Origin of the sequence: Bradyrhizobium ottawaense (genome assembly GCF_900099825.1) — a bacterium.
In the GTDB taxonomy this organism is placed as follows: domain Bacteria; phylum Pseudomonadota; class Alphaproteobacteria; order Rhizobiales; family Xanthobacteraceae; genus Bradyrhizobium; species Bradyrhizobium ottawaense_A.
On record NZ_LT629693.1, the window covers coordinates 7810494 to 7834374 of the forward strand.

The following is a 23881-nucleotide window of genomic DNA, read 5'->3' on the forward strand; positions in this document are numbered from 1 at the left end:
TTTATGCCCGCTGCCGGCGTGCTATGGATGGGACTGCCGGGTGGTGAGTGGTCGATGAGCGCCGAACAGTCTCCTAAAATCGTCATAGTCGACGAAAGCCCGATCCGTGCAGCCATCCTGGAAGAGGGATTGCGGGAGGCGGGCTTCACCCACGTCGTCCATATCAGCGAAATGCAGGGCCTTTTGGCGCGAATCTACGCGCACGATCCCGACGTCATCCTGATCGACCTTGAAAACCCCAGCCGCGACGTTCTGGAACAAATGTTCCAGGTCAGCCGCGCGGTGCGGCGGCCGATCGCCATGTTCGTCGACCAGAGCGATGCGGCCTCGATCCAGGCCTCCGTCGATGCCGGCGTCTCCGCCTATATCGTCGATGGCCTCAAGAAGGAGCGGATCAAGCCGATCCTCGACCTCTGCATCTCCCGCTTCAATGCTTTTTCGAAGCTGCAGGATGAGCTCGACCGCACCAAATTCGCGCTCGAGGAACGCAAGGTGATCGATCGCGCCAAGGGAATCCTGATGAAGGTGAAAGGCCTGACCGAAGACGAGGCCTATGTGCTGATGCGCTCCACGGCGATGCGCGAGAAGAAGAAGATCGGCGAGATCGCGCAGTCGATCCTGACCGCGTCGGAGTTGCTGAAATGACCACACCGCTGCATATCGGCTTCATTCCGCTGGTCGATGCCTCCGCGCTGATTGTCGCCGTCGACAAGGGCTTTGCCGCGGTCGAAGGGCTCGACGTCACGCTGGTGCGGGAAGTGTCGTGGTCCAACGTCCGCGACAAACTCAACATCGGCCGGTTCGATGCCGCACATCTGCTGGCGCCGGTTGCGATTGCCTCAAGCCTCGGGCTTGGACATGTCAAGGTGCCGATCGTGGCGCCGTTCAATCTCGGGCTGAATGGCAACGCCATCACGGTGTCGCCGGCGCTGCACGCGGCGATCATGGGCGAAATCGACGGCAATGCCACAGACCCGATGGCGACCGCGCTGGCGCTGTCGCGGGTTGTTGCCAAGCGGCGCGCCAGCGGCGCGGAGCCCTTGACCTTCGGCATGACGTTTCCGTTCTCCACCCATAACTACCAGCTGCGGTTCTGGATGGCGGCGGGCGGGGTCGATCCCGACGAGGACGTCCATCTCGTGGTGCTGCCACCGCCCTACATGGTGGACAGCCTCGCCAACGGACACGTCGATGCGTTTTGCGTCGGGGCGCCCTGGAATTCGGTCGCCGTCGATCTCGGCGTCGGCCACATCCTGCATTTCGTCTCCGATATCCTGGTGCGTGCGGCGGAGAAGGTGCTGGCGGTCCGGCAAAGCTGGTCGGAAAAGAATCCGGACGTGCTGGCGGCGCTGATCCGGGCGGCCGCGCGCGCCGCGGAATTCATCGAGCATCCCGAAAACCGCGCCGAGGCCGCCCGCATCCTGGCGCAGCCCGAGCGGATCGGTGTCGATGCGGAAGTGATCCAGCGTACCCTCGATGGCCGCCTGAAGATTTCACCGGACGGGACAAGGCGCGAGAGCAGCCGCTATCTACTGGTCGGTCGCGAGGGCGCCGCAAGGCCCGATCCGGCGCAGGCGGCCTGGCTCTATGCCCAGATGGTGCGTTGGGGACAAACGGCGATGCAGCCCGAAGCGCTCAAAACGGCGATGGGGGTGTTCCGCCCTGATCTCTACGACGCCGCCCTGGGACAGCAGGGCAAGGCGACTGGGCCTTCCGACGCTGTCGGCGCGTTTGCCGGGCCTGCCTTCGACCCGGCCGACATTGCCGGGCATCTGGCGGCATTCAAGATTGGCCATTGGAGGCCTTGAGGCCGGGTGAGGACAAGTTAGGCATTGATCCCGTGCAGGCTAATTTTTAGGCAAGCTGCCTTCGAAGGCAGTGAAGCCAGCTTCAGAGTTTCAATCCAATTTTCCTAATATATTGAAATAACTAACCATTCCGTTCGACTCGGTGTGGCACGCAACTTGTATGTTGCAGTGCAGCCAGCCGTCGCAGATGCCTGCTGGCCTACGTCCAAGATGGATTTCCGCAGCAACGAAGCTGGTCGGACCGTCTCCTGAAATCGCTCAGCCCACCGCTGAGACAGAGTTCAGGCGGTCGCCCACCCATTCGTCATGCCACCTGTCGTGGCCGCAGGAGCTTCGTCGCACACCATGAAAATCGAGACGCTTACAGTCGACTTCACCGACGAGCAGAAACGTTACCTCGAAGGCTTTACCACGGGACTGCAGATCAGCCGGGTCGGACGCGGGCTCGGCGGCGGCAGCGCGGGTAAAGCGAACACTGAGCCCACCGGACCGGAAGCCGCGCATCTCAAGGCGCAGGACAAGGTAATCGCTGCGGGCAAGAAGCTCGCCGATCAGGAAAAATTCAAACGCGAGGAGCATCCGTTCGATGCCTATCCGCGGCTGAAGCAGCAGGCGCTCGACGACAAGCCGCCGTCGCCGGCTGACAACTTCCGCTGGCGCTATTACGGCCTATTCTACGTGGCGCCGGCGCAGGATTCCTACATGTGCCGGCTGCGGATCCCGAACGGGATCATGAAGCACTGGCAGCTCGCCGGTATGGCCGATCTTGCCGAGCAGCTGTGCGGGCCGTTCTGCCACGTCACCACGCGGGCGAATTTGCAGGTGCGCGAAATTCCCTTCAAGAACTCGGTGGCGCTGATCGAAGGCATTCAGGACCTCGGCCTGTGCTCGCGCGGCTCGGGCGCCGACAACATTCGCAACGTCACGGGTACGCCGACGGCGGGAATCGATCCGCAGGAGCTGATCGACACCCGCGCCTACGCCCGCGAGTGGCACTATCACATCCTCAACGACCGTTCGTTGACGGGACTGCCGCGCAAATTCAACGTCGCTTTCGACGGTGCCGGCAAGATCGCGGTGCTGGAAGACACCAACGACATCGCGTTTTCGGCGGTCGAAGTGAAGGACGGTTTCGGCGTCGAGCCCGGCGTCTGGTTTCGCCTTGGGCTCGGCGGCATTACCGGTCACAGGGATTTTGCCAAATACGGCGACATCATCGTCAAGCCTGCGGACGCGACCAGGGTATCGGACGCGATCGTCCGCGCCTTCATCGACCTCGGCGACCGCACCAACCGTCTCAAGGCACGGCTGAAATACGTGCTCGATGCGATGGGGCACGACAAATTTCTCAACGTCGTGGAAGAGCGGGTCGGCCAGGCCTTTACCCGCGTGCCGGCGGAAGCGTTGGCGCCCCGGCCGGCGTTCGACCGCATGGCCCATATCGGCGTCCACAAACAGAAGCAGCCAGGCCTGAACTGGATCGGCGTGTCGCTGCCGCTCGGCAAGGTCACCTGCGAGCAGATGCGGGGGCTGGCGAAGATCGCACAGGACCTCGGCGACGGCGATATCCGCCTGACCGTCTGGCAGAACCTGCTGATCCCGGGCGTGCGTGACGAAAATGTCGAACTCGCGATCGCTGCGATCAAGGCGATTGGGCTCGCGGTCGAGGCCTCGCAGATCCGCGCCGGCCTGATCGCCTGCACCGGCAATGCCGGCTGCAAGTTCGCGGCGTCCAATACCAAGCTGCACGCCGCCGAGATCGGCGACTGGTGCGAGCCGCGGGTCAATATCGAAACCCCGCTCAACATTCATGTCACCGGCTGCCACCATTCCTGCGCGCAGCACTACATCAGCGATATTGGGCTGATTGCCGCAAAAGTGCCGGTTGGCGAGGACGACGACACCGTCGAGGGCTATCACCTGTTCGCCGGCGGAGGTTTTGGTCCGGACGCGGATGTCGGGCAGGAGGTCTACCACGACCTCAAGGCCGAAGATGCGCCGAAGACCGTCGAGCGGCTGCTGAAGGCGTATCTCGCGCACCGCGTCTCGTCGGATGAAACCTTCCTTTCGTTTGCGCGCCGCCATGACGGCGAGACGCTGCGCAAGCTTGCCGATGCCGAGGTATCCTCATGAACCAGATCACGCCCCCGCCGAAGATCGAGATCATTCCGGGCAGCGCGCCATTTTCCGAAGCGCAGCGGTCCTGGCTGAACGGCTTCTTTGCCGGCCTGTTGTCGGACGCACCGACCCCGTTGTCGGCCGAGCAGGGCGCCGCCGTCATGGGCGGCGGCGAGGGCGACGACGGCGAAGCGCCCTGGCACGACCAGACCATGCCGATCGCCGATCGCATGAAGCTCGCCGAAGGCCGTCCATTGCGGCGGCGGTTCATGGCGGCGATGGCGCAGCAGGATTGCGGCCAGTGCGGCTACGACTGCCATAACTATTCCGAAGCGATCGCGACCAAGAGCGAAGCACGACTTAATCTCTGCGTCCCCGGCGGCAAGGAAACCGCGCGGATGCTGAAGTCGCTCTATGAGGAGATCGACAAGGCGCCCGCCGCGCCGTCGTCGGCCACGGCTGCCGCGCCTGCGGCGCCTGCCGTGGTATCGGAGGCAGGACGCTCACGCGACAATCCGGCGCCGGCAAAATTCCTCTCGCGCCGGTTGCTGAACGGCAAGGGCTCGGAAAAGGAAACCTGGCATATCGAGTTCGATCTCTCCGGCTGCGGTCTCGATTACGTCGTCGGCGACTCCTTCGGCATCTTCGCCCGCAACGATCTCGGCCTGGTGGACCAGATCATCGCGCTGCTCGGCGCGTCGCATACGACCGAGGTGAGGGGCAAGACGTTGCGCGAGGTCTTGCTCGACGATGTCTCGCTGTCTCCGGCGCCGGACTCGCTGTTCGAGTTGATCTCTTACTTGACCGGTGGCGCGCTGCGCGAGAAGGCCCGCGCGCTGGCGCAAGGCGAAGATCCCGATGGCGACGCCGCTACGCTCGACGTGATGGCGGTCTTGCAGAAATTTTTGCGGGTCCGTCCGCATCCCGAGGCCTTCGTCGAGGCGCTGGAACCGCTGCAGCCGCGGCTTTACTCGATCTCGTCGTCGCACAATGCCACGCCCGGAAAACTGTCGCTGACGGTGGATTGCGTTCGTTACGTCATCAACAAGCGCCGGCGTCTGGGACTTGCATCGACGTTTCTTTCGGAGCGGATCAATCCGGGTGACGAACTCAAGGTCTATGTCCAGAAGGCCCACGGCTTCGCGCTGCCTGAGGATGCGAAAACGCCGATCATCATGGTCGGTCCGGGTACCGGCATCGCGCCGTTTCGCGCCTTCCTGCACGACCGCCGCGCCACCGGCGCGCCCGGCAAGAACTGGCTGTTCTTCGGTCATCAGCGCAGCGATTGCGATTTCTTCTATGCCGACGAACTCAACGCGATGAAGACCTCGGGTCTGCTGACCCGGTTGTCGCTGGCATGGTCGCGCGACGGCGACAAGAAGTTCTACGTCCAGGATCGCATGCGCGAGGTCGGCCGCGAGGTATGGACGTGGCTCGCCGAGGGCGCTCACGTCTACATCTGCGGCGATGCCAAGCGGATGGCAAAGGACGTCGAGCGGGCGCTGGTCGACATCGTCGCGCAGTTCGGCGCACGCTCGACCGACGAGGCCATCCTCTTTGTCGCGGACCTGAAGAAGAAGGGCCGGTTCCAGCAGGACGTGTACTAAGAGCGGGATGAGCCTTTTTCGCGCTCCATTCTACTTTGCATGGGGTTGTTTTCGCGATTTGTGTCTGGCGCCCCAGCGCAGTGCGCTTTCGGGATATCGGGTTCCGATTAGCTCAAATCGGCCCGAATAAAATTCTCGCCGGAATCCCGGCCGGAGAATTTTCATCTGAAAACCGAGTCTAGCGAAGCATCCGCATCGCTATTTTTCCGGCCGGCTTGAATCCGGACGCAAACGATATTCCATATGCCGCTCATGCAGCGTTGGAGATCGACCATGCGCGAAATATCGGCGGAAGCCCGCCTTCACTTTTATGCGCGCTCGCTGTCGCGAAAGACCGGAACCGGATTTCATACCGCTGCACTGTACGGCGCGCTGGCGGTGATCGCGGCTGTCGTCTTCGGCACGTTCTCGGTTCACCCGTTCTAGCTCTTTTGTTTGACACGTTTTCTTTTCGCGAACCGGTGCCCACTTCGCTCGAAAACACTACGCCCCCGTCTTGAACGGCGTCACCGCAATCCCGGCATTCTTCAGCGCCTGACGTACCCCGCGCGCGATCTCGACGGCGGTCGGATTGTCGCCATGGATGCAGACCGTATCGGTACGCATCTTGATGACCTTGCCGGTGACCGAGACCACCGCACCGTCCTGCACCATCCTCACCACGCGATCGGCAATCTCCCTGGCGTCGTGCAGCACGGCGCCGGGCTTCTTGCGCGAGACCAGATTGCCGTTGTCCTCATAGGCGCGGTCGGCGAACACCTCGTGCACCATCGGCAGATTGGCGGCTTCGCCCGCCGTCACGAGTTTTGAGTTGGCCAGCACCACGAAGATCAGACTGGGATCGACGGCCTTGATGGCGTTGGCGATGGCGCGAGCCGTCATGTCGTCCTCGCAGGCGACGTTGGAGATCGCCCCATGCGCCTTGACGTGCGTCACCTTGTGGCCGGCGGCGGTTGCGATCGCCTGCAAGGCGCCGATCTGGTAGGCGATCAGGTTCTCGATTTCCGACGACGTCAGACCCGGCATCGGCCGCCGGCCAAAGCCGTGCAGGTCGCGATATCCAGGGTGGGCGCCGACGCTGACGCCTTTCGCCTTCGCCAGTTCGACCGTCTTGCGCATGATGTCGGCATCGCCGGCATGGAAGCCGCAGGCGACATTGACCGACGTCGCGAGTTCGATCATCTCGGCATCATGGCCCATTTCCCAGGGGCCAAAGCTTTCGCCGAGATCACAATTGAGGTCGATGCTTGCCATGATGTTCGTCCGCTTCTCGTCTTGAGGATCTTGGTGGTTAGTCCGGCCCCGTTATCTCGGCCTCCCAGGTACCGGCGTCGATCGCGCTGACGGCGTAGCCTGCGACATTGGCATCGTGCAGCGCGTCAAGGTTGAGATCAACGCTTTCGATTGATCGCAGCCGGTCGGGCAGGGAGCGCAGCAGCTCGGCAAACCTGCGCGCCTCGGCCTGCGCCTCGGCCATGCTGACGGCCTGGAAGCGAAACGGCCGTCCGGCCGGGGTCTGGGCAAACCGGCCGAAATCCGCTGAGATCACGGTTGCGATCTTGGGATAGCCGCCGCTGGTGCCGCGGTCCGGCATCAGCACGATCGGCTGGCCGTTGCCGGGCACCTGCAGGCTCCCGTTCACGGTGCCGTCGGAAACGATGTTGTGGCCGTGCAGATGTGTGAGCGCGGGGCCTTCGAGCCGGTACCCCATACGGTCGCTGGTAGCCGAAATCTTCCACTCGCTGTCGACAAACAGCTTCTTGGTGTCGTCGGCGAATTCGTCGTCCTGCGGTCCCCACACCACCCGGATCGGCGCGTCCGATACGGCGGGCAGTTCGATCCGCCGCTCGGTCGCGCCGCTGGCGGTCGTCGTCTGCAATTCGTCTCCGGCCTGCAGGGGACGTGGATACGGGCTGCCGAGGCCGGCCCGCGCGTTGACGGCGAGGCTGCCGAACATCGGCTCGCCGGCAATACTGCCTTCGATGGCGAGATAACTGAACGAACCGCTGCGGGCAAAGCCGAGCGTCAGCGTCTCGCCGTCGGCAAGCGTCGCCGAGGTGTTCGGCACAACCGGCCGCCCGGCGATATCGGCATTCCGTGACGCACCGGCAAGCGCGATCCGAACCGCGCCGCCGCGCGCCGTGAAAGCCGCCCCGAACGGGCCGATTTCGACGCAGGCTGCAAACGGTTCGTTTCCCACCAGCGTATTCGCCGTTGCCAGCGCCAGACGGTCCATCGCGCCGCTCGGCACCAGGCCATAGCGCTGGGAGCCGGGACGTCCACCGTCCTGGATCGAGCTTGCCGGACCGATCGATGTGATGACGAGCTTGCTCATGAGGCCAGCAACTCGGCCACGAACTCGCCGGCTTCCGCGGCGCGGTCCTGCTCCGCGAAGGTTTTGGCGTCGACAGCCGCAAAGCTGATTTGGTCGCCCGGCTCCAAAAGGAAGATTGGATCGCGGTGGAGCTGATAGGTGCGAACCGCGGTCTGTCCGAGCAAATGCCAGCCGCTCGGGCCGGCGAGGCACTGCACGCCGGTCTGCACGCCGCCGATCGAAATCGTGCCGGCGGGAGTGAGCAGACGCGGGTTCTGACGCCGCGGCAGATGCAGGAAATCGGCAAGGCCGCTGAGATAGGACCAGCCCGGCGTAAAGCCGATCATGGCGACGCGGTAGTGGCCGGCCGTGTGCCGCGCCACGATGTCGTCAGGCGTGGTGTTGAGGGTTTTTGCTACGTCCTCGAGGTCGATGCCGTGCTCGCCGCCATAGACGACGGGAATGCGCCAGCGCCGGGCCGCTATCGTCGCCGGAACAGGCCGTTGTGCGAGCGCCAGCAGCTTCTCGCCAAGATCGTCGAAACCGACCTGCAGGGGATCGTAATGCACCAGCAGCGACCGGTAGGTCGGCACGGCCTCGGTTACACCCGCGATCGGCTCGGCCGCCAGCGCGCGGTCGAGCGCCAGCACCCGCCGGTTGGCGGCATCATCGATGCTGCGGCTGAATTCCACCGTGATGGCGCTGTCGCCACTGGGCAAAAGGCGGGGCGGGGATAGCGGCGCGGCCATGGCCTTGTAACTGCCTCGTAGCTTCTGGGCTGAAGCCGATCTGTAGCGTGTTTTGCGGGGAAGTGGAATTCGCTTCGTGTGAAATCGGCCTGCAAGTTCAATAAATTAATCTGCATTGCGTTGATAAGATGTTGTGATCGGCGCATATCTGGCAGGCCCTTGACGCGATGCCTGTGCCCCGCAAGATGCGCGGGCTTTCATCAATTCCCTCCCGGAGCCTGCATTCCAGATGTCCCTGACCCCTGAAGCCGTCGCAACCCTGTCCCGTGTCTCCACCGGCACCATCACCACCGTTCTGCTCAAGAAGGGCCTGCGGAACGTCTGGATGCGCGGCGCCAAGCCGCTGCGACCCGGGTTGCCTCGGCTGGTTGGACCGGCCTTTACGCTGCGCTTCGTACCCGCGCGCGAAGATCTGGCGACACCCGAATCGTGGTCTTCGCCGATCTCCACCCGCACCGCGATTGAAGCGATGCCGAAAGGCTGCATCTGTGTCACCGATGCCATGGGCGTCACCGATGCCGGCATTTTCGGCGACATTCTCTGCGCCCGCATGGTCAAGCGCGGCGTGGCGGCGCTGATCACCGATGGCGTGGTGCGCGACGTCGAAGGCGTGCTCGGCACGAACCTGCCGGTCTGGTGCGACGGTTTTGCCGCGCCGCCGTCGGTCGCCGGGCTGACCTTCGTCGGCTGGGGCGAGCCGATCGGCTGCGGCGGGGTCGCGGTATTTCCCAACGACATCGTGGTCGCGGACCAGGACGGCGCCGTGCTGATCCCGCAGGCACTGCTCGACCATGTGCTGGCCGAGGGGCCGGAGCAGGAGCGAATGGAGGCCTGGATCGTCAACGAGGTGAATAACGGCGCGGCGCTGCCGGGCCTTTATCCGATGAACGCCGAGACCAAGGCGCGCTACGCCGCCAGCAAGAAATAACATCAACAAAGAGGTGACCCCATGGATTTCCATCCCGCCGGCTCACGGCCAACGCGCACCGCACCGCCCGAATATTTCACCGGCACCGTGCTGCAGGACCCGATCATCGCGACCTCGTCCCCGGCACGACTGGTCGTCAATTCCGTTTCCTTCCAGCCCGGCGCGCGCACCGCATGGCATACGCATCCGCTCGGCCAGACGTTGTATGTGCTGGCAGGGCTCGGCCGAATTCAAACCAAGGGCGAACCGATCCGGGAAATCCGCCCCGGCGACGTAGTCTGGATTCCGCCGGGTGAAAAACACTGGCACGGCGCATCGCCGACCAACGGCATGACCCACCTCGCGATGCAGGAAGCGCTCGACGGCAATACCGCGACCTGGATGGAAAAGGTCACGGACGAGGAATATTCGGTCAAGATCGGCTAGCGCCTGTCACAGGCAGACCATCCGCTACCAGTGGGCACCATCGTTCTGATGGTGCTCGCGTCGGTGCTTTACGTCGCGATGCTCACCACCGTCTCGTTTTCGGCAGGCGGTGGCGATGCGGCGATGGGCGAGGCGTTGGCGAGCTTCTTGCTCACCGTGGCGCTCTGGATGGTGCTGGCATTGCTGGTCGGCGCCGCCGCCATCATGGGGGAAATCCCGCGCTGGATCGTTGTGGTCAGCGCCTTCCTGGTACCGCTCGCCGGCGTGACAACCTTTGTCGCCATCGACATGTGCTCGCGCCATATCAAATGGGCGGTGATCGGACCGGTATTGCTGCCGCTGCTGGTGACATCAGCCGCGACAGTGGCGCGCTTCGCAAAACTCCGGGCTGCATTCCCTGGCAATGGATTCAACATCGCCATTTGGAGCGCGGTCGCCAGCTTGTCACTCGTGCTGCTGTTGGCAGCGATGTGAACAGCGCGCGGTGGTCGCGTCCTAGATCCGCTGCGCAGTTGCAGCTCATATGGAGATTGTGACTGACCTCACGTCGGCAATGCCGTGCGCGAAGCCGATGGCATTCGGAAGCGAGAGCCGACAAGGTTCTCAAACAAAAAGCCCCCCCGATTAAGCGAGGCTCTTGTTGAGTGCGCCGTGCCGAATTTGTCAGTTGACGCGGGTCCAGGTCTGGCCGCCGCAGAACACGCCGCCGAAGGCGCAACCCTGGACGCGCAGGCTGTCGGAGCCTTTCAGCGCAATCGTCGAATCATAGGTGCTGCCGGTGTTCGGATCGAGAATGCGGCCGCTCCATTTGGCGTCCTTGGCGGGCTTCATGTTGATCAGAACCTGCTCGCCGTTCTGGTTCGATTTCTTGTCGACCGAATAGCCGCAGAGATTGGCGCCGCACTGCTCGATCCTGACCTTGCCTTCCTTCTCTTCCGTCAACCACAGGCCGAGCGGTGAGTTCGCAGCCTGAACCGTTGCCGGGGCGGGCGCGGTGGGCGGTGCGGCGGCGACGACCGGTGCGGGCGCAGCGGCAGGCTTGGCGACCGGAGCCGCTTCTTGCTGAACCGGCGGGGCAGGCGGCGCGGGCGGAGGTGTCGTTGCGGTATCTGCGGGCGTGGCGGCTGCCGTTGAAGTCGATGGTTCAGCCGTCGTTGCCGCAGCAGGCGCTGTCGGCGTGGCAGGGGGCGTGGAAACCGGAGCCGTAGCTGCGGGCGTCGCAGCCTGATCGGACGGAGCCGGCGCCGCAGCGTCGGGGGTGGACTGCTGCGGATTGGTCTTGGCCTGTTGGGGTGTCTTGTTGCGCGAACGGTCGGTGTCCTCGTTGCGCGAACGCCTGGCCTTGCGGCCGCTATTGTCATAGACGCCAGGAATCGAGACGGTCCCGCGATCGGGATCGACACGAATGGTGCGGCCGCCATATTCGAAGGTGTACTGCGCCTGCGCCGCGGTGCTCGCGAGCAACAGGGCGGCGATAGCCAGAAGCTTCTTCATCACGACCTCCTGAACAGGGAATTCCAATCCCCGAAGCTAGCGCGTCGGCAGCTTCACTCAACGTGATCCAGATCACTTTCAAACTATGAGTCGTATACTAGCGGCTTTGGTTCAAAGATGCTCCGGCCAGTCTAGTTTGCGCCCTATGAACGGTCAATTTTGCGCGAAAACCAATCTGTTTGCGGATCAATCGAACCAGGCGGCGTAGATTTTCCGGTAGCTGCCGTCCTCGGTAGCGATATGCAGCCATTGATCGACAAACGCCTTCAGCGCGACATCGCGTTGCAGCCAGTAGGCCTTCTCGGCGAAGTCGAACGGCTTTTCCGGATGCACCGCGCAGAGCACGCCGGCATGCTGCTTCTGCTGGTACCTTGTCTCGGCAGCGTCCGTCATCATCAGGTCGGCATTGCCGTTGGCAATTTCATCGAAGATGCTGACGTTGTCGTTCCAGGTTTTGATCTCGGCGTTCCTGATATTGGCCTTGGCAAAGCGCTCGTTGGTACCGCCGGGATTGACGATCACGCGCGTACCGGCCTTGTCGATATCGGCGATGGTTTCAAATTTGCCCTTGTCGGCGCAGCGGGCGATCGGGGTCTTGCCTTCGCGCATGATCGGCGTGGAGAACATTCCCTTTTTCTGGCGGTCGAGTGTGATCGAGACGCCGCCCATCGCGACGTCGAAATTGTCGGCTTCGAAATCCTTCATCATCTGCGGCCATGCGGTCTGCACGAATTCGACCTTGACGCCGAGCGCCTTGCCGAGCGCCTCGGCCATGTCGACGTCGAAACCGCGGAACTTGGCGGTCGCCTTGTCGAAATAGGTGAACGGCAGATAGTCGCCGGTCATGCCGACGCGCAGCGTGCCGCGCTTGATGATGTCATCGAGACGCGAGGAGGCGGCCGGTTGCTGTGCTGACGCCGAAAAAATCCACATGACAGCCATGACGAGGCCAGCCAACATCCGAAACATCACGTCTTCTCCCCGGGCGAATTCTATTGCACCTTGGTGCGATGGCGCCGGATTTAGACCAGATGCCCGTGCGGTGCCAGCCGGAGAAACCGAAATCGTGACCATCTCGCTTTACGACGCCTCCGTCGGCGTCTTCGTACCCTATCTCGGCAATCTGTCCGTGCTTCTCGACCATGCCGCTGTTCATGCCAAGGCCCGCAACATCGATCACGCGGTGCTGCTCAACATGCGGCTCTATCCCAACATGTACAGCCTGAAGCAGCAGGTGGGCGAGGCCAATCGCCATGCGGTCGTTGCCGCCGCGTTGCTTGCCGGCCGCACCCCTCACACATTCGGGGATGCCGAGCCTGACATCCCCGAGCTCAAGTCGCGGATATCGGCGGCGATCAATTTCGTGCAGGGTTTGCCGCGCGCGGCGATCGATGCCGCCGGGGACAAAGAGGTCGTTTTCACCTTCAAAAGCGGGGCAACGCGAACATTCACCGGACAGTCACTGCTGCTGACGTTCAGCGTTCCGCAGTTCTACTTTCACATCACGACGGCCTACGACATCCTGCGTCACGCCGGCGTCGAACTCGCCAAAAAGGATTTTCTCGGGCCGCCGCGATAGAGGCAAGTCCGGCGGACTATGCCTCGCCGCTGTCCTTGCGCACCAGGTTGGCGGCGGCGCCGCGTCCGGTCATCTCGCTCTTCAGTTGCTCGAAGCGGCGACGGGCGTCGGCCTCGCGGTCAAGAACCATCTGAACGGCGGCATCCCGGCTCATCGGGCCGTTGACGATGGGAGACGAATTCTCGCCGATGGTCTCATCCACATAGTATTCGCCGCCATCGAGGCGAACGGTCCACCTGAAGCGGATCGCAGCCATCGGGCCAGGTCCAACCCTGGAGTAGCCATGAGCCTCGATTGGCGCATGGGCGTCGACAGGCGCATGGGGCTGGACAGAGGCTTGTGCCTCGACAGGGGCTTGCGCCTCGATAGGCAGTGGAGGAGGGGAAGCTGGTCTTTCCTCGACGACCGGCCGTTCCGGCTCGCGACGGGTTTCCGGCTGATCGAGAATGCTGGCAATCGCCGCCAGCGCATTGTCGGTCGGGTCGCCTTGACTCACGATTCAGCCTCCGGATCGAACTCCGTCTGCGGAATCGGTGTCCCCGTTGCCGCCCGGATTGTTGTCCTCGCTTCCGAATAAGGCTGAGTTTTGTCCGTGCCTAGCGTTTTCGCGCCGGACGTTAAGCAGATACCGGTGGTAATTTGCTCCTCCAGGGCCTTGTCTGCTCGAGCTGGCCCGCGGCACGGAATAAGGTTCCTTCGTCGCCGAGTTTGGCTGAAAACATCATGCCGAGCGGCAAGCCGGCCTTGTTCCATGCCAGCGGCACCGACATGGCCGGTTGGCCGGACATGTTGAACATCGCGGTCGCGGGCATGTAGCGGCGCAGGATCGGCGCGATATGCGACAAGTCGTTCGACATCGTGTCGAGTTCGCCGATCCGCAGCGGCGGCGAGCACAGTGTGGGGCACAGGAACAGGTCGCAGGTCTCGAAGAAGGTCGCCAGCGCGCGCGAAATCTGGAAGGCCGCGAGCTGAGCGGCGACGTAGTCGGTTGCGCTCGTGTTTTTCGCGTTGTGGGAGCTCGCCAGCGTCAGCACCTCGAGGTCCTTGTCGGTCATCTCGCGGCCGATCCTCTGCTCGATCAGCCGCACCGTCAGCGCGGTGTTGCCGCCCACGATCGTTGCCATGACGGCGGCCGGATCGGCAGCCAGTTCAGGTGTCCGTTCCTCGACGTGATGGCCGAGCCCGGCCAGCAGGCCGGCGATTTCACGCACCGCCGTGGCGATTTCGGGATCGATGGCGTCGCCATAGGGCGATCGATCGGTGAAGGCGATCCGAAGCTTGCCGGGGTCGCGGCCGACCTCCTGCGAAAAAGGCCGCTCCGGGGTCGGCGCCACATAGGGGCTCGACGGTTCGGGTCCGTGGATGGCGTCCATCATAACGGCGCTGTCGCGCACGCTGATGCTGACGACATGGCCGCAGGAAAACCCGCCCCAGCCTTCGCCGCGATCGGGACCAAGCGGATTGCGCGCCCGGGTCGGTTTCAGGCCGAACACGCCGGAGGCCGACGCAGGGATCCGGATCGAACCGCCGCCATCGCTGGCATGGGCGACCGGAAGAATGCGGGCGGCAACTGCGGCCGCGGCACCTCCGGATGATCCGCCGGAAGAGTGCGCGAGATTCCAGGGATTGCGGGTCGGCCCATGAAGGCGGGATTCCGTGGTCGGCATCAGGCCGAATTCGGGGCTGGAGCTCTTTCCGAAAATCGAGACACCGGTATCGAGGAAACGCTGCGCCAGCGTACCGGTGTGGTCGGCGACGAAATCCTTCAGGATCGTAGCCCCCGATGTTGTACGGGTCCCGGCCAGAAGATCGAGATCCTTCAGGAGAAACGGCACGCCGGTGAAGGGACCGTCCGGAAGACCGCGATCGATCTGGCGCTCGGCATAGTCGTAATGCTTGACGACAACAGCGTTGATTTGCGGGTCGACCTTTGCCGTGCGGGCAATCGCCTCGCCGAGCAGTTCACGGGGAGTGACCTGCTTCTTCCGCACCAGTTCGGCCAGACCGACCGCGTCGTAATTGCCGTATTCCTTGAAGGCCATATCCGTCACCTCATTGACCGGGCCGATCGACGATCGGCCCGTCAGCCCTGGATCATTGATGCCGGCTTCTCAGCCGAGAACGTCCTGGTTGATCACGTTCTGGCGCAGGGGGTCGCCGTCCAGCACGCTCAGGATATTGCGCGCGGTCTGTTCGCTCATGCGGTCCACGGCTTCCCGCGTCACGCCGGCGACGTGCGGCGCCATGATGACATTGGGAAGGGCGAACAGCTTGTGACCGGCCGGGGGCGGTTCCTGCTCGAACACATCGAGACCGGCACCGGCAAGCCTGCCGGACACCAGCGCGTCGTGCAGCGCCACCTCGTCGACGATGCCGCCGCGGGCGGTATTGATCAGATAGGCAGTGGGCTTCATCAGCTTCAGCCGCGCAGCATTGAACATGCCGACGGTCTCGGGGTTCTTCGGGCAATGGATGCTGACGAAATCGGCGCGCGGCAGCGCCGCATCGAGGTCGGAAACCGGCTCGCAACCGGCGGCCTTGATGTCGGCAGCAGGCTTGTAGGGATCGAAAATCAGGACGTTCATTTCCATCGCCTGGCAGCGCTTGGCGGTCCGGGTGCCGATACGGCCGAAGCCGACGATCAGCACCGTCTTGCCGAACAGGTCGTAAGGCAGCATCCCGAGCCGGCTCGGCCACTTGTCGTCCCGGACGATCGCATGCATTTCCACCGCGCGCTTGGCGAGTGTCAGCATCATGAACAGCGCCTGTTCGGCGACTGACGGGGAATTCGCCGTACCCGCCACCATCAGCGGGACCTTGCGGCGGCTCAGCGCGGGGACGTCGACGGCATCGAAGCCGACACCGATCCGCGTCACCACCAGCATGTCCTTGGACGCGTCAAGCTCGGTCTCGCCAAAGCGCGTACCGCCGAGGGCAACGCCGTGAACCGGCGCGTGCTCCTTCAGCTTGGCTTCGAAGTCCCTGGCGGAGATCATGTTGGGAAATTCAACGAGTTCGATATCGTCCCGTGCGTGGAGCAGCGCGCGGCCCTGGTTCGACATCGATTCCGTGACGAAGATTTTCTTCTTGTTGGTAGCCATTTCCTGCCCTTGGTCGCTGTTTTTTACGCCGTCATAGGACGGCGCCGGTCACCTCGTTTAGCAGGTGCATATTGTTGAGGTCCACTGCCAATCGGAGCGGGCCGCCATCCTGCGCGCCGGCATTGGGATTGACCCGGCCGCAGACCTGCGCGCCCTCCAGCGTGAAATAGATCAGGGTCTCCATGCCCATCGGCTCGGTGACGTCGAGCACGGCGTCGAAGGCTTCGATGCCCGGCTCCGGGTGGGCCTTGGCCTCGGTAATATGCTCGGGCCGCAGGCCCAGCAGCAATTTATCGGTACGCGGGACGCCGTTGTATCGCGCGGCACGCACGGCCGGCAGCGGAAACGAGATACGGTCGGTGATGCGGACATTGAGCTTGCCGCCGACATCCTCCAGCCGGCAGGGAATAAAATTCATCGCCGGCGAGCCAATGAAGCTCGCGACGAATTTCGTTGCCGGCTTGTGGTAGAGCTCGTTCGGGGTCCCGATCTGTTCGATGCGACCGTGGTTCATCACCACCACGCGGTCGGCAAGCGTCATCGCCTCGACCTGGTCGTGGGTCACGTAGACCGTGGTGGTGCGGACTTTCTGGTGCACCTTCTTGATCTCGATCCGCATCTGGACGCGCAGCTTGGCGTCGAGGTTGGACAGCGGCTCGTCGAACAGAAACACCTTCGGGTTACGCACGATGGCGCGGCCCATGGCGACGCGCTGGCGCTGGCCGCCCGACAACTGCTTCGGCTTGCGATCAACCAGTTCGACGATGTCGAGCATGCGCGCCGCCTCGTCGATCCGGCTCTTGATCTCGGCCTTCGGATAGCGCTTCAGCCGGAGTCCGAACGACATGTTTTCCGCGACCGTCATATGCGGATAGAGCGCGTAGTTCTGGAACACCATCGCGATATCGCGGTCCTTTGGCGGCACGTCGTTGACGACGTCGCCGCCGATCATGATGTCTCCGCCGGAAATGTCTTCCAGGCCCGCGATCATCCGCAGCGTGGTCGACTTTCCGCAGCCGGACGGCCCCACCAGCACGACGAACTCATGGTCGGCGATGTCGAGATCGATGCCGCGCACCGCCTCGACGTCGTCGTAGCGCTTGATAACCTTACGCAACGTCACGTCAGCCATGAGTTCAACCCTTTGTGGCACCGGCGGTCAGGCCGGCGATGTAGTAGTCCATCAGGAAAGCGTAGATGATCAGCGGAGGGGCCGCGCCGAGCAGGGCGCCGGTCATGATCTGCCCCCAGTTGAACACGTCGCCCTTGATCAGCGTGGTGATGATGCCGACCGGCAGCACCAACTGATCGGTCGAGGTGGTGAACACCAGCGGATAGAGGAACTGCGCCCAAGAGACCGTGAAGGCGAAGATGGTCGCAGCGATCAGGCCGGGCAGGGCGACGGGAATGAAAATCCGCGTCAGGGTCTGGAACCAGGAGGCGCCGTCGATGATGGCGGCTTCATCAAGCTCCTTCGGAATCGACGCGAAATAACCGATCATGATCCAGGTGCAGAACGGCACCGTCAGCGTCGGGTAGATGAACAGCAGCACGTACCAGCGGTTGATCAGCTGGATGCCGGTCCATTCGCCGAACTGCGCAAACACCTTGAACAGGGGAATGAACAGCAGGCTGTCCGGGATCAAATAGGTCAGGAACACGCCGGTCGCGAGTGTCGCCGAACCCCAGAACCGCATCCGCGCCAGCGCGAACGCCGCCGGCACGCTGATCAGCATGGTGATGGTGACCACGAAGATCGAGACCATCGCGGAGTTCAGGAAAAATCGCAGAAACTGGTTCGAGGTGAGCAGGCCGACATAGTTTTCAAGGGTGGGATGAAAGACCCACCACGGATTGGTCGCCGCCGAAATTTCCGCGCTGCTCTTGAGCGAGGTGATCAGCATGTAAATCGGCGGCACCAGCGAAAAGATCGCAAACAGGGTCAGGAAAAAATACGACCATCGCAGCGCCCAGGTGCGGTCGCGGCTCATACTGCCATATTTGACGTTACGGGTCGGCGCGGCCTTGTCGATCGTGACAGTGCTCATCAGGATTCATTCCCGCGTTTGTTGACATCACGCAGGATGAATATCGCTGCGACCGCCAGAATGGGCACCATGAACAGCGAAACGCTGGCACCGAGCGGAATGTCGCTGCCTTCGATGCCGATCCTGAAAGCCCACGTCGCGAAGATGTGGGTATGATCGAGCGGGCCGCCGGCGGTGAGAATTCGGACGATGTCGAAATTGGCGAAGGTCACGATCAGCGAAAACAGCGTCGTGATGGCGATGATGTTACGCATCATCGGCAGCGTTATGTACCAGATCCGCTGCCACCAGTTGGCGCCGTCGATGGCGGCAGCTTCATAGAGCTGGTCCGGCACCGACTTCAGCGAAGCCAGATACATGATCATGAAGAACGGCGCGCCGTACCAGACGTTGACCAGGATGACCGAGAAGCGCGCCCAATCGGCATCCCCGGTCCACGGGATCGGTCCGATGCCGAAGAACGACAGCGTGTAGTTGAAGGCGCTGTAGGAGGGGTCGAACAGCCACAGCCATGCCAGCGTGCTCATCGCCGGCGGAATGACCCATGGCACCAGCAGCATGCCGCGCCATTTGCGCTGGCCCTTGGCCGGAATGTTGTGGACGAAGTGCGCGACGATAAAGCCGATCAGCGCTTTGAAGATAACGGCCGAGATCGCGAAGATGCAGGACTGCTTGACGACCAGCCAGAATGTATCGCGCTTGAATAGGAACTCGAAATTGCCGAGGCCGATGAATCGCTGCATCGACTTGTTCATGGTCGCCAGATGGATGGAATAGAACGCCGGATAGAGTACCATGAGCGCGATGAGAACGATCAGCGGCAGCGTCATCAGGAACGCCGCGGTTGATTTGCGCTTGAGCGCCTTTCGCAAACTCGAACGCTTGCGCGCCGGCTGCGTGGTGCCGACGCTGTTCGGCTGAAATGCGACATCAACCATGATGGATCTTCCCCGCGCGATTCTTCTCAACGGCCAAAGGTAACGGCTCTTGAAGCGAGCTCTTATCGTGAAGCAAGACTGGAACCGGCGATCAGAAAGCCGATTTCCGACGAGGCGGTTTGGCGGCGGATACGCCGCAGCAGCCCGCCATCCGGCAGGCCGCCGCGGATTATCTCACATCCTAGCTCCGCATGAAGCCTTCGCACTCGCCTTCCGCCCAGGCGAGCGTCTTTTCCATCGCTTCGCCCTGGTGGTAACGCAGGCACATCTTGGTCAGCGTCGCCTGCGCGTAGATCTGCTGCGCGATCTTCGGCGGAGCCGGCGACGCCGCGATCGACAGTATCTGATGCTTGTAGGGGTTCGGATAGTGATAGAGCGTGCCCTTCGGCGGCCCTTCTTCCTGCCAAACCTTCAAGGTCGTCAGCTTCTCGTAGGCGGGCAGGTCGTAGCCGCCGCTCGCCGTCACCATTTTCTCGATCGCAGCCGGTTTCGATAGCTGCACCAGCAGGCTCTTCGCGGCTTCCTTGTTCTTGGAGAAGTTCCAGATGCTCCAGAAGTAGGGCAGGTAGGGCGCGAAGCGGCCCTTCGGCCCGGCCGGGAAGCCGTGGGTCCAGCACTGTTCGGCAACTTGCGGCGCGTCACGCTTGGCAACCGCCCAGGCGCTCGGCGGATTCATGATCAGCGCGCCTCTGCCGGAAACCAGCCACTTGTTGTTGGAGGCGTCATCCCAGGCCGCGGCATCCGGCGGCAGGAAGGCGATCAGTTTCTTGTAGTACTCAAGCGCCTGGCGGACAGCGTCGGTCTTGACGGTGAGATTGCCCTTGGCGTCCACGAGCGCAGCGCCGTACGACAGGAAGATCGCGCCCGCGGTATCGACATTGTCGGTGGTCTCGCCGAGACCGATACCAAACGGGAATCCTCCCTTGTGGCAGGCCTCGGCCGCTTTCAGGAACGTATCGAGCGTCCAATTGTCAGCCTTCGGTTCCGAACCGGCCGGGTACATGGCCTGCACGTCGATGCCGGCGTACTTCTTCATCAGGTCGATGCGCGAGCAGGGCCCCTTGATCTGGCTGCCAACGCAGGCGGGAACGCCGAGCCACTTGCCGTCGAGCTGGCCAAGATACTTGGCCGTGCCGTTCACTTCGCCGTTCTCGGCGATGATCGGCCCCATGATGTCGTTGACGGGCTCAAGCTGTTCTGAATTGGCGTGCGCCCACCAGGTCGGCATCGCGATGATATCGTGGCCGGACTTCGCCTGGCCTTCGGCAGCGATGGTCAGGAGGTTCTTGTTGCCCTGGCTCGGGATGTAGTCGATCGTAACCTCGACCTTGGCCTTTTCGGCCCACTCATTGACCAGATCGGTCGAGGCCTTGTTAGCGCCGGGCACCCAGTGATCCCAGAAGCCGATCGTAAGCTTGCCGGCGGCGTGGGCGCCGCGGATATAGGGCGCGGTGATCAGTGCCGCGGAGGACAGCGCAGTAGCAGCAACAAATTGTCGGCGAGAAAGCTTCTTGCGTGACATGGTGTTTCCTCTTTGTTGAGCCGGATTTTGCTTCCTTTTTTTATTCTCCGTCAGTTGCCACGCCGGATGAGAGCGACGCGTCAGCGGATATTTTGTAGTGAGATCAGAACAGAATTGTTTGCATCTGTCGAGAAAACACGTCGGTCGTATGCATTGAACTAACGTTGCGTATGGGCTCGCGGTGTCGCCGGTGGCGTTTCGACGCAGAGGGGATCGTCAATAATCGGATCGATCCTGTTGCGCTGCACACTACGTTTTCCACGCCCGCCGCTACGGGATGCGATTGTGCCACAGTCAATATGTTGCGTGCGTAACTCCTTCGCGCGGAAGGTATTTCCCTGTCGTGGACAGCACAGCGCAACGGTGGACGGACTCGGGGCGAAAACGATAGTTTAGGCACCGCAGGATTCACCTCTCCCCAAACGTTGCCCCTCGCCAAATCTCGCGATCGACCATGGAGCCTAAATAATGACCAGTCCTACAAAGCTTGCGCGCCCGCGCTCGCGCTTACGTGTCGCACTTGGCGCCATGGTTCTGCTGGGGCTTGGCGCATCCGCAAGCGTGGATGCGCAGGTGGTTCAAGGAGTCGAGAAAGGCGCGCGCGAGGGAAACAAGGCGGCCGGCCCTGTCGGCGGCGTGCTGGGCGGCGCAATCGGTGGCGTTGTTGGCGTGGTGACTGGCGTCACCGGCGTTCTCACGGGCGGCGCCAAGGGTGGGCAGCCGCAGGGCCAACAGCCTGCGGCAAAGGACGCCAAGCAGGGCGAGGCTGCGAAAACCGCGAAGGCGGCCAAAGGCGCGAAGGGCACGAAGCAGGCAGCCGTCCTCACCCAGACCGGCGCGCCGACGCTGACCGCCGAACAGATCGTCGCCAACAGCGACGCCAATATCGAACGGATCAAGAAATCATTGAACCTCACGCCCGAGCAAGAGAAGAACTGGGCCGGATTCAATAGTGCAATGCACTATCTCGGACATAACGGTGCCGATCGCCTCAATCTGCGCATCGCGCGCGCCAAGCGCGATCCTCCGGACGACATCATCGAACAGATGCGCAACGAGGCCCAGTTCCTCAACGACCGTGCCGTCGATCAGCGCAACGTGGCCGATGCTGCCGAGCCGCTGTTTGCCAGCCTGGACGACAACCAAAAAACGATCTTCATCCTCGAAATGGTCAACCTGAGCCACGAGCGCGGGCTGGACTGACGCCGGCTGACTTAAGCTGGTTGATCGAGGCCGACCGGCATCCGCTGGCACGTCCAATGGTGCCTTGTGCCCCGGTTAATTCGGGGCACGCGCCGGGCGAATAGCCGGGCACGCATGCCCTGGGGTAGGGTTGAAGGCGCGGCACCCGGCTATCCTGCCGCAGCGGCGCGGCCCTTCCAATCGTCATGCAATAATGTGGAAACCCTGACCGACTCGTGCCGTAGTGATGGCTGACTAGTGGCCTTGTCGGGAACCCGGACATTTGCGGTCGGGTGTTGCACGGCCACATCACCCCTGCGACTGCGCGACAAGATTGCAAAAACGAATTCGGCCAGCGGGGGCTGGCCGAATTGATGTCGAACACGGGGCGAGACTACGGCGTCGCCGCCCGAAACTTATGGCTTGGGGAAATTCAATTCCACGCCAACCCCATCGGGATCGTAGAGAAAGAACTGGGTGTCGCCGGTGCGCGGCACGATGCTCTCGCGGAACTTTACCCCCTTGGACTGCAGGCGCTTGCGCATGCCGTCAACGTCGTTAGCCGCGAAGGCGATGTGGTCGAGCCGGCCGGTGTCCTCGAATTTCTTCTCGGTTCCGCGTACCACGATGCCCTCGCGCGGCTTGCGCGTGCCCATCAGATGCACCGTGGCGGTGCCGCCCGAATAGAGCCAGTAGCCGGGGAAGTCGAGCGGCGGGCGATCGCCGTTCTCGAGGCCAAGCACGTCGCAATAGAAATCCTTGGTCCGCTCGAGGTCGGAGGGTTCGATGGTGTAGTGCTGAAGTCCGCCAAGTCCCATGGTTGTTCTCCTTATTGGTCTATTGGAAGCAGATGGGTTTCAAACGAAGGTGAGGTCTGCTTCGGCGCCAAGCATCCAGGCGCCGACGGTTTCAAAATGCCTGATCTGGCCCTGAAGTTGCTGGGTCACGGTGTGCATGTCCCGGAAGCGGCGTTCCAGCGGATGACCTTCGAAGATTGCGGTGGCGCCGGCGGCGTTGTAGGCGAAATCGACCGCCTCGCGTGCCTTGTGAATGGCGTTGGTCGAGGCCATCCGCATATTGATGCGCTGGGCAACGGTGATGGTGGCGCCCGCGGCGAGATCTTTCCAGGTATCGGCCATCGACTGCAACACATAGCCGCGCGCGGCGCGGAGATTGACCTCCGCCTGCGCGAGATTGCACTGGACCACCGCGTTGTCGCGCAACAGGCCTTTGGCCCCGCGCGGCACCTTGTTGCGCATCGTTTCGACAAAGCTGTCGAGCGCGCTCCGGGCGATGCCGCAGGCAACGCCGGCAAAGCCGACCTGGTAGCAGGTGCCCGCGCCCATGCGGTAGAGCGGTCCGCTTTCACGGCACTCGCGGTCGAATTCTCGGGTCATCGAGTGATCGGACCGAACAAAATAGTCGTTCAACGCGAACTGGTCGCTGGCGGTGCCACGCAGGCCGACCGTGTTCCAGATGTCGGTCCATTCGACGTCTTCGGTGCGTACCAGCATGGTGCGTTCGAGCGGCGCACCGTTGGCTTCGTGTCTTGGCGAGCCGTCGGCTGCATAGATCGGGCAATGCGCGCCGAGCCAGGTGGCGTGGCGGCCGCCGGAGGCAAACGCCCACACGCCGGTGACGCGGTAGCCGCCCTCGCATTCGACCGCTTTGACCTTGGGACCGGGACCCCAGGCCAGCACCGCCCGGGGATCGCCAAAGATGGCCTGCGCCACCGGCAAATCGAGATACGCCGCCGACATCGCGCAACCGCCGGCCTGGCTCAGGCACCAGGCCGTGGAGGCATCGGCCTTGGCGATGGTTTCGATGACGTGGAAGAAGGTGACGGGATCGGTTTCGATCCCGGGGGACGAGCGCGGCAACAGCAGCCGGAACAGCTGCGCCTCGTGCAGTCTGTCCAGCAGCGCCGGCGGCAGCCGGCGCGTCGTCTCGATGGCGTTGGAAGCGGCGGCGACGTCGGGACGCACGGCTTCGGCACGGGCGATCACTGTCGGATCGCCCGCGAGGTCGGCGTTGGTTGCGATCGCTGTATCCAAGACTTGTGTATTC

General features: G+C 62.9%; 24 protein-coding genes. 10 read left to right on the top strand and 14 right to left on the bottom strand.

Going from position 1 to position 23881, the window contains the following annotated elements:
* The first annotated feature begins 54 nt into the window (after positions 1-54).
* The 5 genes from BLR13_RS36940 to BLR13_RS36960 all read left to right on the top strand — a co-directional run bounded on the left by BLR13_RS36940 (position 55) and on the right by BLR13_RS36960 (position 5959).
* Positions 55-645: an ANTAR domain-containing response regulator gene (locus BLR13_RS36940; protein WP_074832323.1), complete on the top strand. Its 591-nt coding sequence runs from the start codon at positions 55-57 to the stop codon at positions 643-645.
* A complete protein-coding gene (locus tag BLR13_RS36945; RefSeq protein ID WP_074829881.1) occupies positions 642-1808 on the top strand; it encodes a CmpA/NrtA family ABC transporter substrate-binding protein in 1167 nt (388 codons plus the stop codon). The genes BLR13_RS36940 and BLR13_RS36945 overlap by 4 nt, the downstream gene beginning before the upstream one ends.
* A 345-nt stretch (positions 1809-2153) precedes the next feature.
* Positions 2154-3941, top strand: a complete 1788-nt coding sequence (locus BLR13_RS36950; RefSeq protein WP_074829878.1) for a NirA family protein — start codon at positions 2154-2156, stop codon at positions 3939-3941.
* Entirely contained in the window at positions 3938-5533 is a 1596-nt protein-coding gene (locus BLR13_RS36955) for a sulfite reductase subunit alpha (RefSeq protein ID WP_074829876.1), read from the top strand. The genes BLR13_RS36950 and BLR13_RS36955 overlap by 4 nt, the downstream gene beginning before the upstream one ends.
* A gap of 273 nt (positions 5534-5806) precedes the next feature.
* Positions 5807-5959: a hypothetical protein gene (locus tag BLR13_RS36960; protein ID WP_171945020.1), complete on the top strand. Its 153-nt coding sequence runs from the start codon at positions 5807-5809 to the stop codon at positions 5957-5959.
* Positions 5960-6016: 57 nt separating this feature from the next.
* Here the strand turns inward: BLR13_RS36960 and BLR13_RS36965 are convergent, their stop codons facing one another.
* The 3 genes from BLR13_RS36965 to pxpB are packed head-to-tail and all read right to left on the bottom strand — an operon-like array spanning position 6017 to position 8596.
* Entirely contained in the window at positions 6017-6787 is a 771-nt protein-coding gene (locus BLR13_RS36965; RefSeq protein WP_074829873.1) for a LamB/YcsF family protein, read from the bottom strand.
* Positions 6788-6824: 37 nt separating this feature from the next.
* The gene (locus BLR13_RS36970) at positions 6825-7868 is read right to left on the bottom strand and encodes a biotin-dependent carboxyltransferase family protein (RefSeq protein ID WP_074829870.1); all 1044 of its coding nucleotides are present in this window, start codon (positions 7866-7868) and stop codon (positions 6825-6827) included.
* Positions 7865-8596 carry a 5-oxoprolinase subunit PxpB gene (gene pxpB, locus BLR13_RS36975; protein WP_074829868.1) on the bottom strand — a complete coding sequence of 244 codons (732 nt, stop codon included), beginning with the start codon at positions 8594-8596 and terminating at the stop codon, positions 7865-7867. Before pxpB ends, BLR13_RS36970 begins: the two co-directional genes overlap by 4 nt.
* A 229-nt stretch (positions 8597-8825) precedes the next feature.
* On the opposite strand from pxpB, the gene BLR13_RS36980 reads away from it, so the two are divergent.
* Genes BLR13_RS36980 through BLR13_RS36990 form a run of 3 tightly spaced genes read left to right on the top strand, consistent with a single transcriptional unit; the run spans position 8826 to position 10424 of the window.
* Complete coding sequence (locus BLR13_RS36980) at positions 8826-9524, top strand: ribonuclease activity regulator RraA (protein ID WP_074829865.1); 699 nt, start codon at positions 8826-8828, stop codon at positions 9522-9524.
* 21 nt (positions 9525-9545) lie between these two features.
* Positions 9546-9950, top strand: coding sequence for a (R)-mandelonitrile lyase (locus BLR13_RS36985; RefSeq protein ID WP_074829863.1), 405 nt, complete (start codon positions 9546-9548; stop codon positions 9948-9950).
* A gap of 30 nt (positions 9951-9980) precedes the next feature.
* The gene (locus BLR13_RS36990) at positions 9981-10424 is read left to right on the top strand and encodes a hypothetical protein (RefSeq protein ID WP_074829860.1); all 444 of its coding nucleotides are present in this window, start codon (positions 9981-9983) and stop codon (positions 10422-10424) included.
* A gap of 189 nt (positions 10425-10613) precedes the next feature.
* On the opposite strand, the gene BLR13_RS36995 is transcribed toward BLR13_RS36990, so the two are convergent.
* Both BLR13_RS36995 and BLR13_RS37000 read right to left on the bottom strand, forming a co-directional pair.
* A complete protein-coding gene (locus tag BLR13_RS36995) occupies positions 10614-11444 on the bottom strand; it encodes a DUF2147 domain-containing protein (RefSeq protein WP_074829853.1) in 831 nt (276 codons plus the stop codon).
* Positions 11445-11630: 186 nt separating this feature from the next.
* Positions 11631-12413 (bottom strand): transporter substrate-binding domain-containing protein, encoded by a 783-nt coding sequence (locus tag BLR13_RS37000; protein WP_171945018.1) that lies wholly within the window; start codon positions 12411-12413, stop codon positions 11631-11633.
* Positions 12414-12510: 97 nt separating this feature from the next.
* Here BLR13_RS37000 and BLR13_RS37005 point away from each other — a divergent pair, with 97 nt between their 5' ends.
* Complete coding sequence (locus tag BLR13_RS37005) at positions 12511-13023, top strand: DUF1993 domain-containing protein (protein ID WP_074832320.1); 513 nt, start codon at positions 12511-12513, stop codon at positions 13021-13023.
* Between the two features lie 16 nt (positions 13024-13039).
* Here BLR13_RS37005 and BLR13_RS37010 read toward each other — a convergent pair whose 3' ends face one another.
* From BLR13_RS37010 to BLR13_RS37040, 7 genes are all read right to left on the bottom strand, one after another.
* Positions 13040-13519: a hypothetical protein gene (locus BLR13_RS37010; protein WP_074829843.1), complete on the bottom strand. Its 480-nt coding sequence runs from the start codon at positions 13517-13519 to the stop codon at positions 13040-13042.
* 121 nt (positions 13520-13640) lie between these two features.
* The gene (locus BLR13_RS37015; protein ID WP_074829840.1) at positions 13641-15065 is read right to left on the bottom strand and encodes an amidase; all 1425 of its coding nucleotides are present in this window, start codon (positions 15063-15065) and stop codon (positions 13641-13643) included.
* Positions 15066-15134: 69 nt separating this feature from the next.
* On the bottom strand, positions 15135-16124 hold the full coding sequence (locus BLR13_RS37020; RefSeq protein WP_074829837.1) for a hydroxyacid dehydrogenase: 990 nt from the start codon (positions 16122-16124) through the stop codon (positions 15135-15137).
* Between the two features lie 31 nt (positions 16125-16155).
* Positions 16156-17256 (bottom strand): ABC transporter ATP-binding protein, encoded by a 1101-nt coding sequence (locus tag BLR13_RS37025; RefSeq protein WP_074829834.1) that lies wholly within the window; start codon positions 17254-17256, stop codon positions 16156-16158.
* Positions 17257-17260: 4 nt separating this feature from the next.
* Positions 17261-18172, bottom strand: a complete 912-nt coding sequence (locus BLR13_RS37030) for a carbohydrate ABC transporter permease (RefSeq protein ID WP_074829833.1) — start codon at positions 18170-18172, stop codon at positions 17261-17263.
* A complete protein-coding gene (locus BLR13_RS37035) occupies positions 18172-19110 on the bottom strand; it encodes a carbohydrate ABC transporter permease (RefSeq protein WP_074829831.1) in 939 nt (312 codons plus the stop codon). The genes BLR13_RS37030 and BLR13_RS37035 overlap by 1 nt, the downstream gene beginning before the upstream one ends.
* A gap of 181 nt (positions 19111-19291) precedes the next feature.
* Complete coding sequence (locus BLR13_RS37040) at positions 19292-20632, bottom strand: ABC transporter substrate-binding protein (protein ID WP_074829828.1); 1341 nt, start codon at positions 20630-20632, stop codon at positions 19292-19294.
* Between the two features lie 468 nt (positions 20633-21100).
* On the opposite strand from BLR13_RS37040, the gene BLR13_RS37045 reads away from it, so the two are divergent.
* Positions 21101-21835, top strand: a complete 735-nt coding sequence (locus BLR13_RS37045; protein ID WP_074829826.1) for a Spy/CpxP family protein refolding chaperone — start codon at positions 21101-21103, stop codon at positions 21833-21835.
* A 395-nt stretch (positions 21836-22230) separates the two neighbouring features.
* Here the strand turns inward: BLR13_RS37045 and BLR13_RS37050 are convergent, their stop codons facing one another.
* Complete coding sequence (locus tag BLR13_RS37050; protein WP_074829823.1) at positions 22231-22632, bottom strand: VOC family protein; 402 nt, start codon at positions 22630-22632, stop codon at positions 22231-22233.
* Between the two features lie 39 nt (positions 22633-22671).
* Positions 22672-23868, bottom strand: coding sequence for an acyl-CoA dehydrogenase family protein (locus tag BLR13_RS37055; protein WP_083387675.1), 1197 nt, complete (start codon positions 23866-23868; stop codon positions 22672-22674).
* Between the last annotated feature and the right edge of the window lie 13 nt (positions 23869-23881).

Excerpts from the sequence above, each read along its gene's own strand:
- BLR13_RS37030 (WP_074829833.1), bottom strand. The coding sequence starts at position 18,172 with ATGAGCACTGTCACGATCGACAAGGCCGCGCCGACCCGTAACGTCAAA.
- BLR13_RS36985 (WP_074829863.1), top strand. The coding sequence starts at position 9,546 with ATGGATTTCCATCCCGCCGGCTCACGGCCAACGCGCACCGCACCGCCC.
- BLR13_RS37035 (WP_074829831.1), bottom strand. The coding sequence starts at position 19,110 with ATGGTTGATGTCGCATTTCAGCCGAACAGCGTCGGCACCACGCAGCCG.
- BLR13_RS36965 (WP_074829873.1), bottom strand. The coding sequence starts at position 6,787 with ATGGCAAGCATCGACCTCAATTGTGATCTCGGCGAAAGCTTTGGCCCC.
- BLR13_RS36950 (WP_074829878.1), top strand. The coding sequence starts at position 2,154 with ATGAAAATCGAGACGCTTACAGTCGACTTCACCGACGAGCAGAAACGT.
- BLR13_RS37020 (WP_074829837.1), bottom strand. The coding sequence starts at position 16,124 with ATGGCTACCAACAAGAAGAAAATCTTCGTCACGGAATCGATGTCGAAC.
- BLR13_RS37015 (WP_074829840.1), bottom strand. The coding sequence starts at position 15,065 with ATGGCCTTCAAGGAATACGGCAATTACGACGCGGTCGGTCTGGCCGAA.
- BLR13_RS36960 (WP_171945020.1), top strand. The coding sequence starts at position 5,807 with ATGCGCGAAATATCGGCGGAAGCCCGCCTTCACTTTTATGCGCGCTCG.
- BLR13_RS37045 (WP_074829826.1), top strand. The coding sequence starts at position 21,101 with ATGACCAGTCCTACAAAGCTTGCGCGCCCGCGCTCGCGCTTACGTGTC.
- BLR13_RS36955 (WP_074829876.1), top strand. The coding sequence starts at position 3,938 with ATGAACCAGATCACGCCCCCGCCGAAGATCGAGATCATTCCGGGCAGC.
- pxpB (WP_074829868.1), bottom strand. The coding sequence starts at position 8,596 with ATGGCCGCGCCGCTATCCCCGCCCCGCCTTTTGCCCAGTGGCGACAGC.
- BLR13_RS36980 (WP_074829865.1), top strand. The coding sequence starts at position 8,826 with ATGTCCCTGACCCCTGAAGCCGTCGCAACCCTGTCCCGTGTCTCCACC.
- BLR13_RS37000 (WP_171945018.1), bottom strand. The coding sequence starts at position 12,413 with ATGTTTCGGATGTTGGCTGGCCTCGTCATGGCTGTCATGTGGATTTTT.
- BLR13_RS36940 (WP_074832323.1), top strand. The coding sequence starts at position 55 with ATGAGCGCCGAACAGTCTCCTAAAATCGTCATAGTCGACGAAAGCCCG.
- BLR13_RS36995 (WP_074829853.1), bottom strand. The coding sequence starts at position 11,444 with ATGAAGAAGCTTCTGGCTATCGCCGCCCTGTTGCTCGCGAGCACCGCG.
- BLR13_RS36970 (WP_074829870.1), bottom strand. The coding sequence starts at position 7,868 with ATGAGCAAGCTCGTCATCACATCGATCGGTCCGGCAAGCTCGATCCAG.
- BLR13_RS36945 (WP_074829881.1), top strand. The coding sequence starts at position 642 with ATGACCACACCGCTGCATATCGGCTTCATTCCGCTGGTCGATGCCTCC.
- BLR13_RS37025 (WP_074829834.1), bottom strand. The coding sequence starts at position 17,256 with ATGGCTGACGTGACGTTGCGTAAGGTTATCAAGCGCTACGACGACGTC.
- BLR13_RS37050 (WP_074829823.1), bottom strand. The coding sequence starts at position 22,632 with ATGGGACTTGGCGGACTTCAGCACTACACCATCGAACCCTCCGACCTC.
- BLR13_RS37040 (WP_074829828.1), bottom strand. The coding sequence starts at position 20,632 with ATGTCACGCAAGAAGCTTTCTCGCCGACAATTTGTTGCTGCTACTGCG.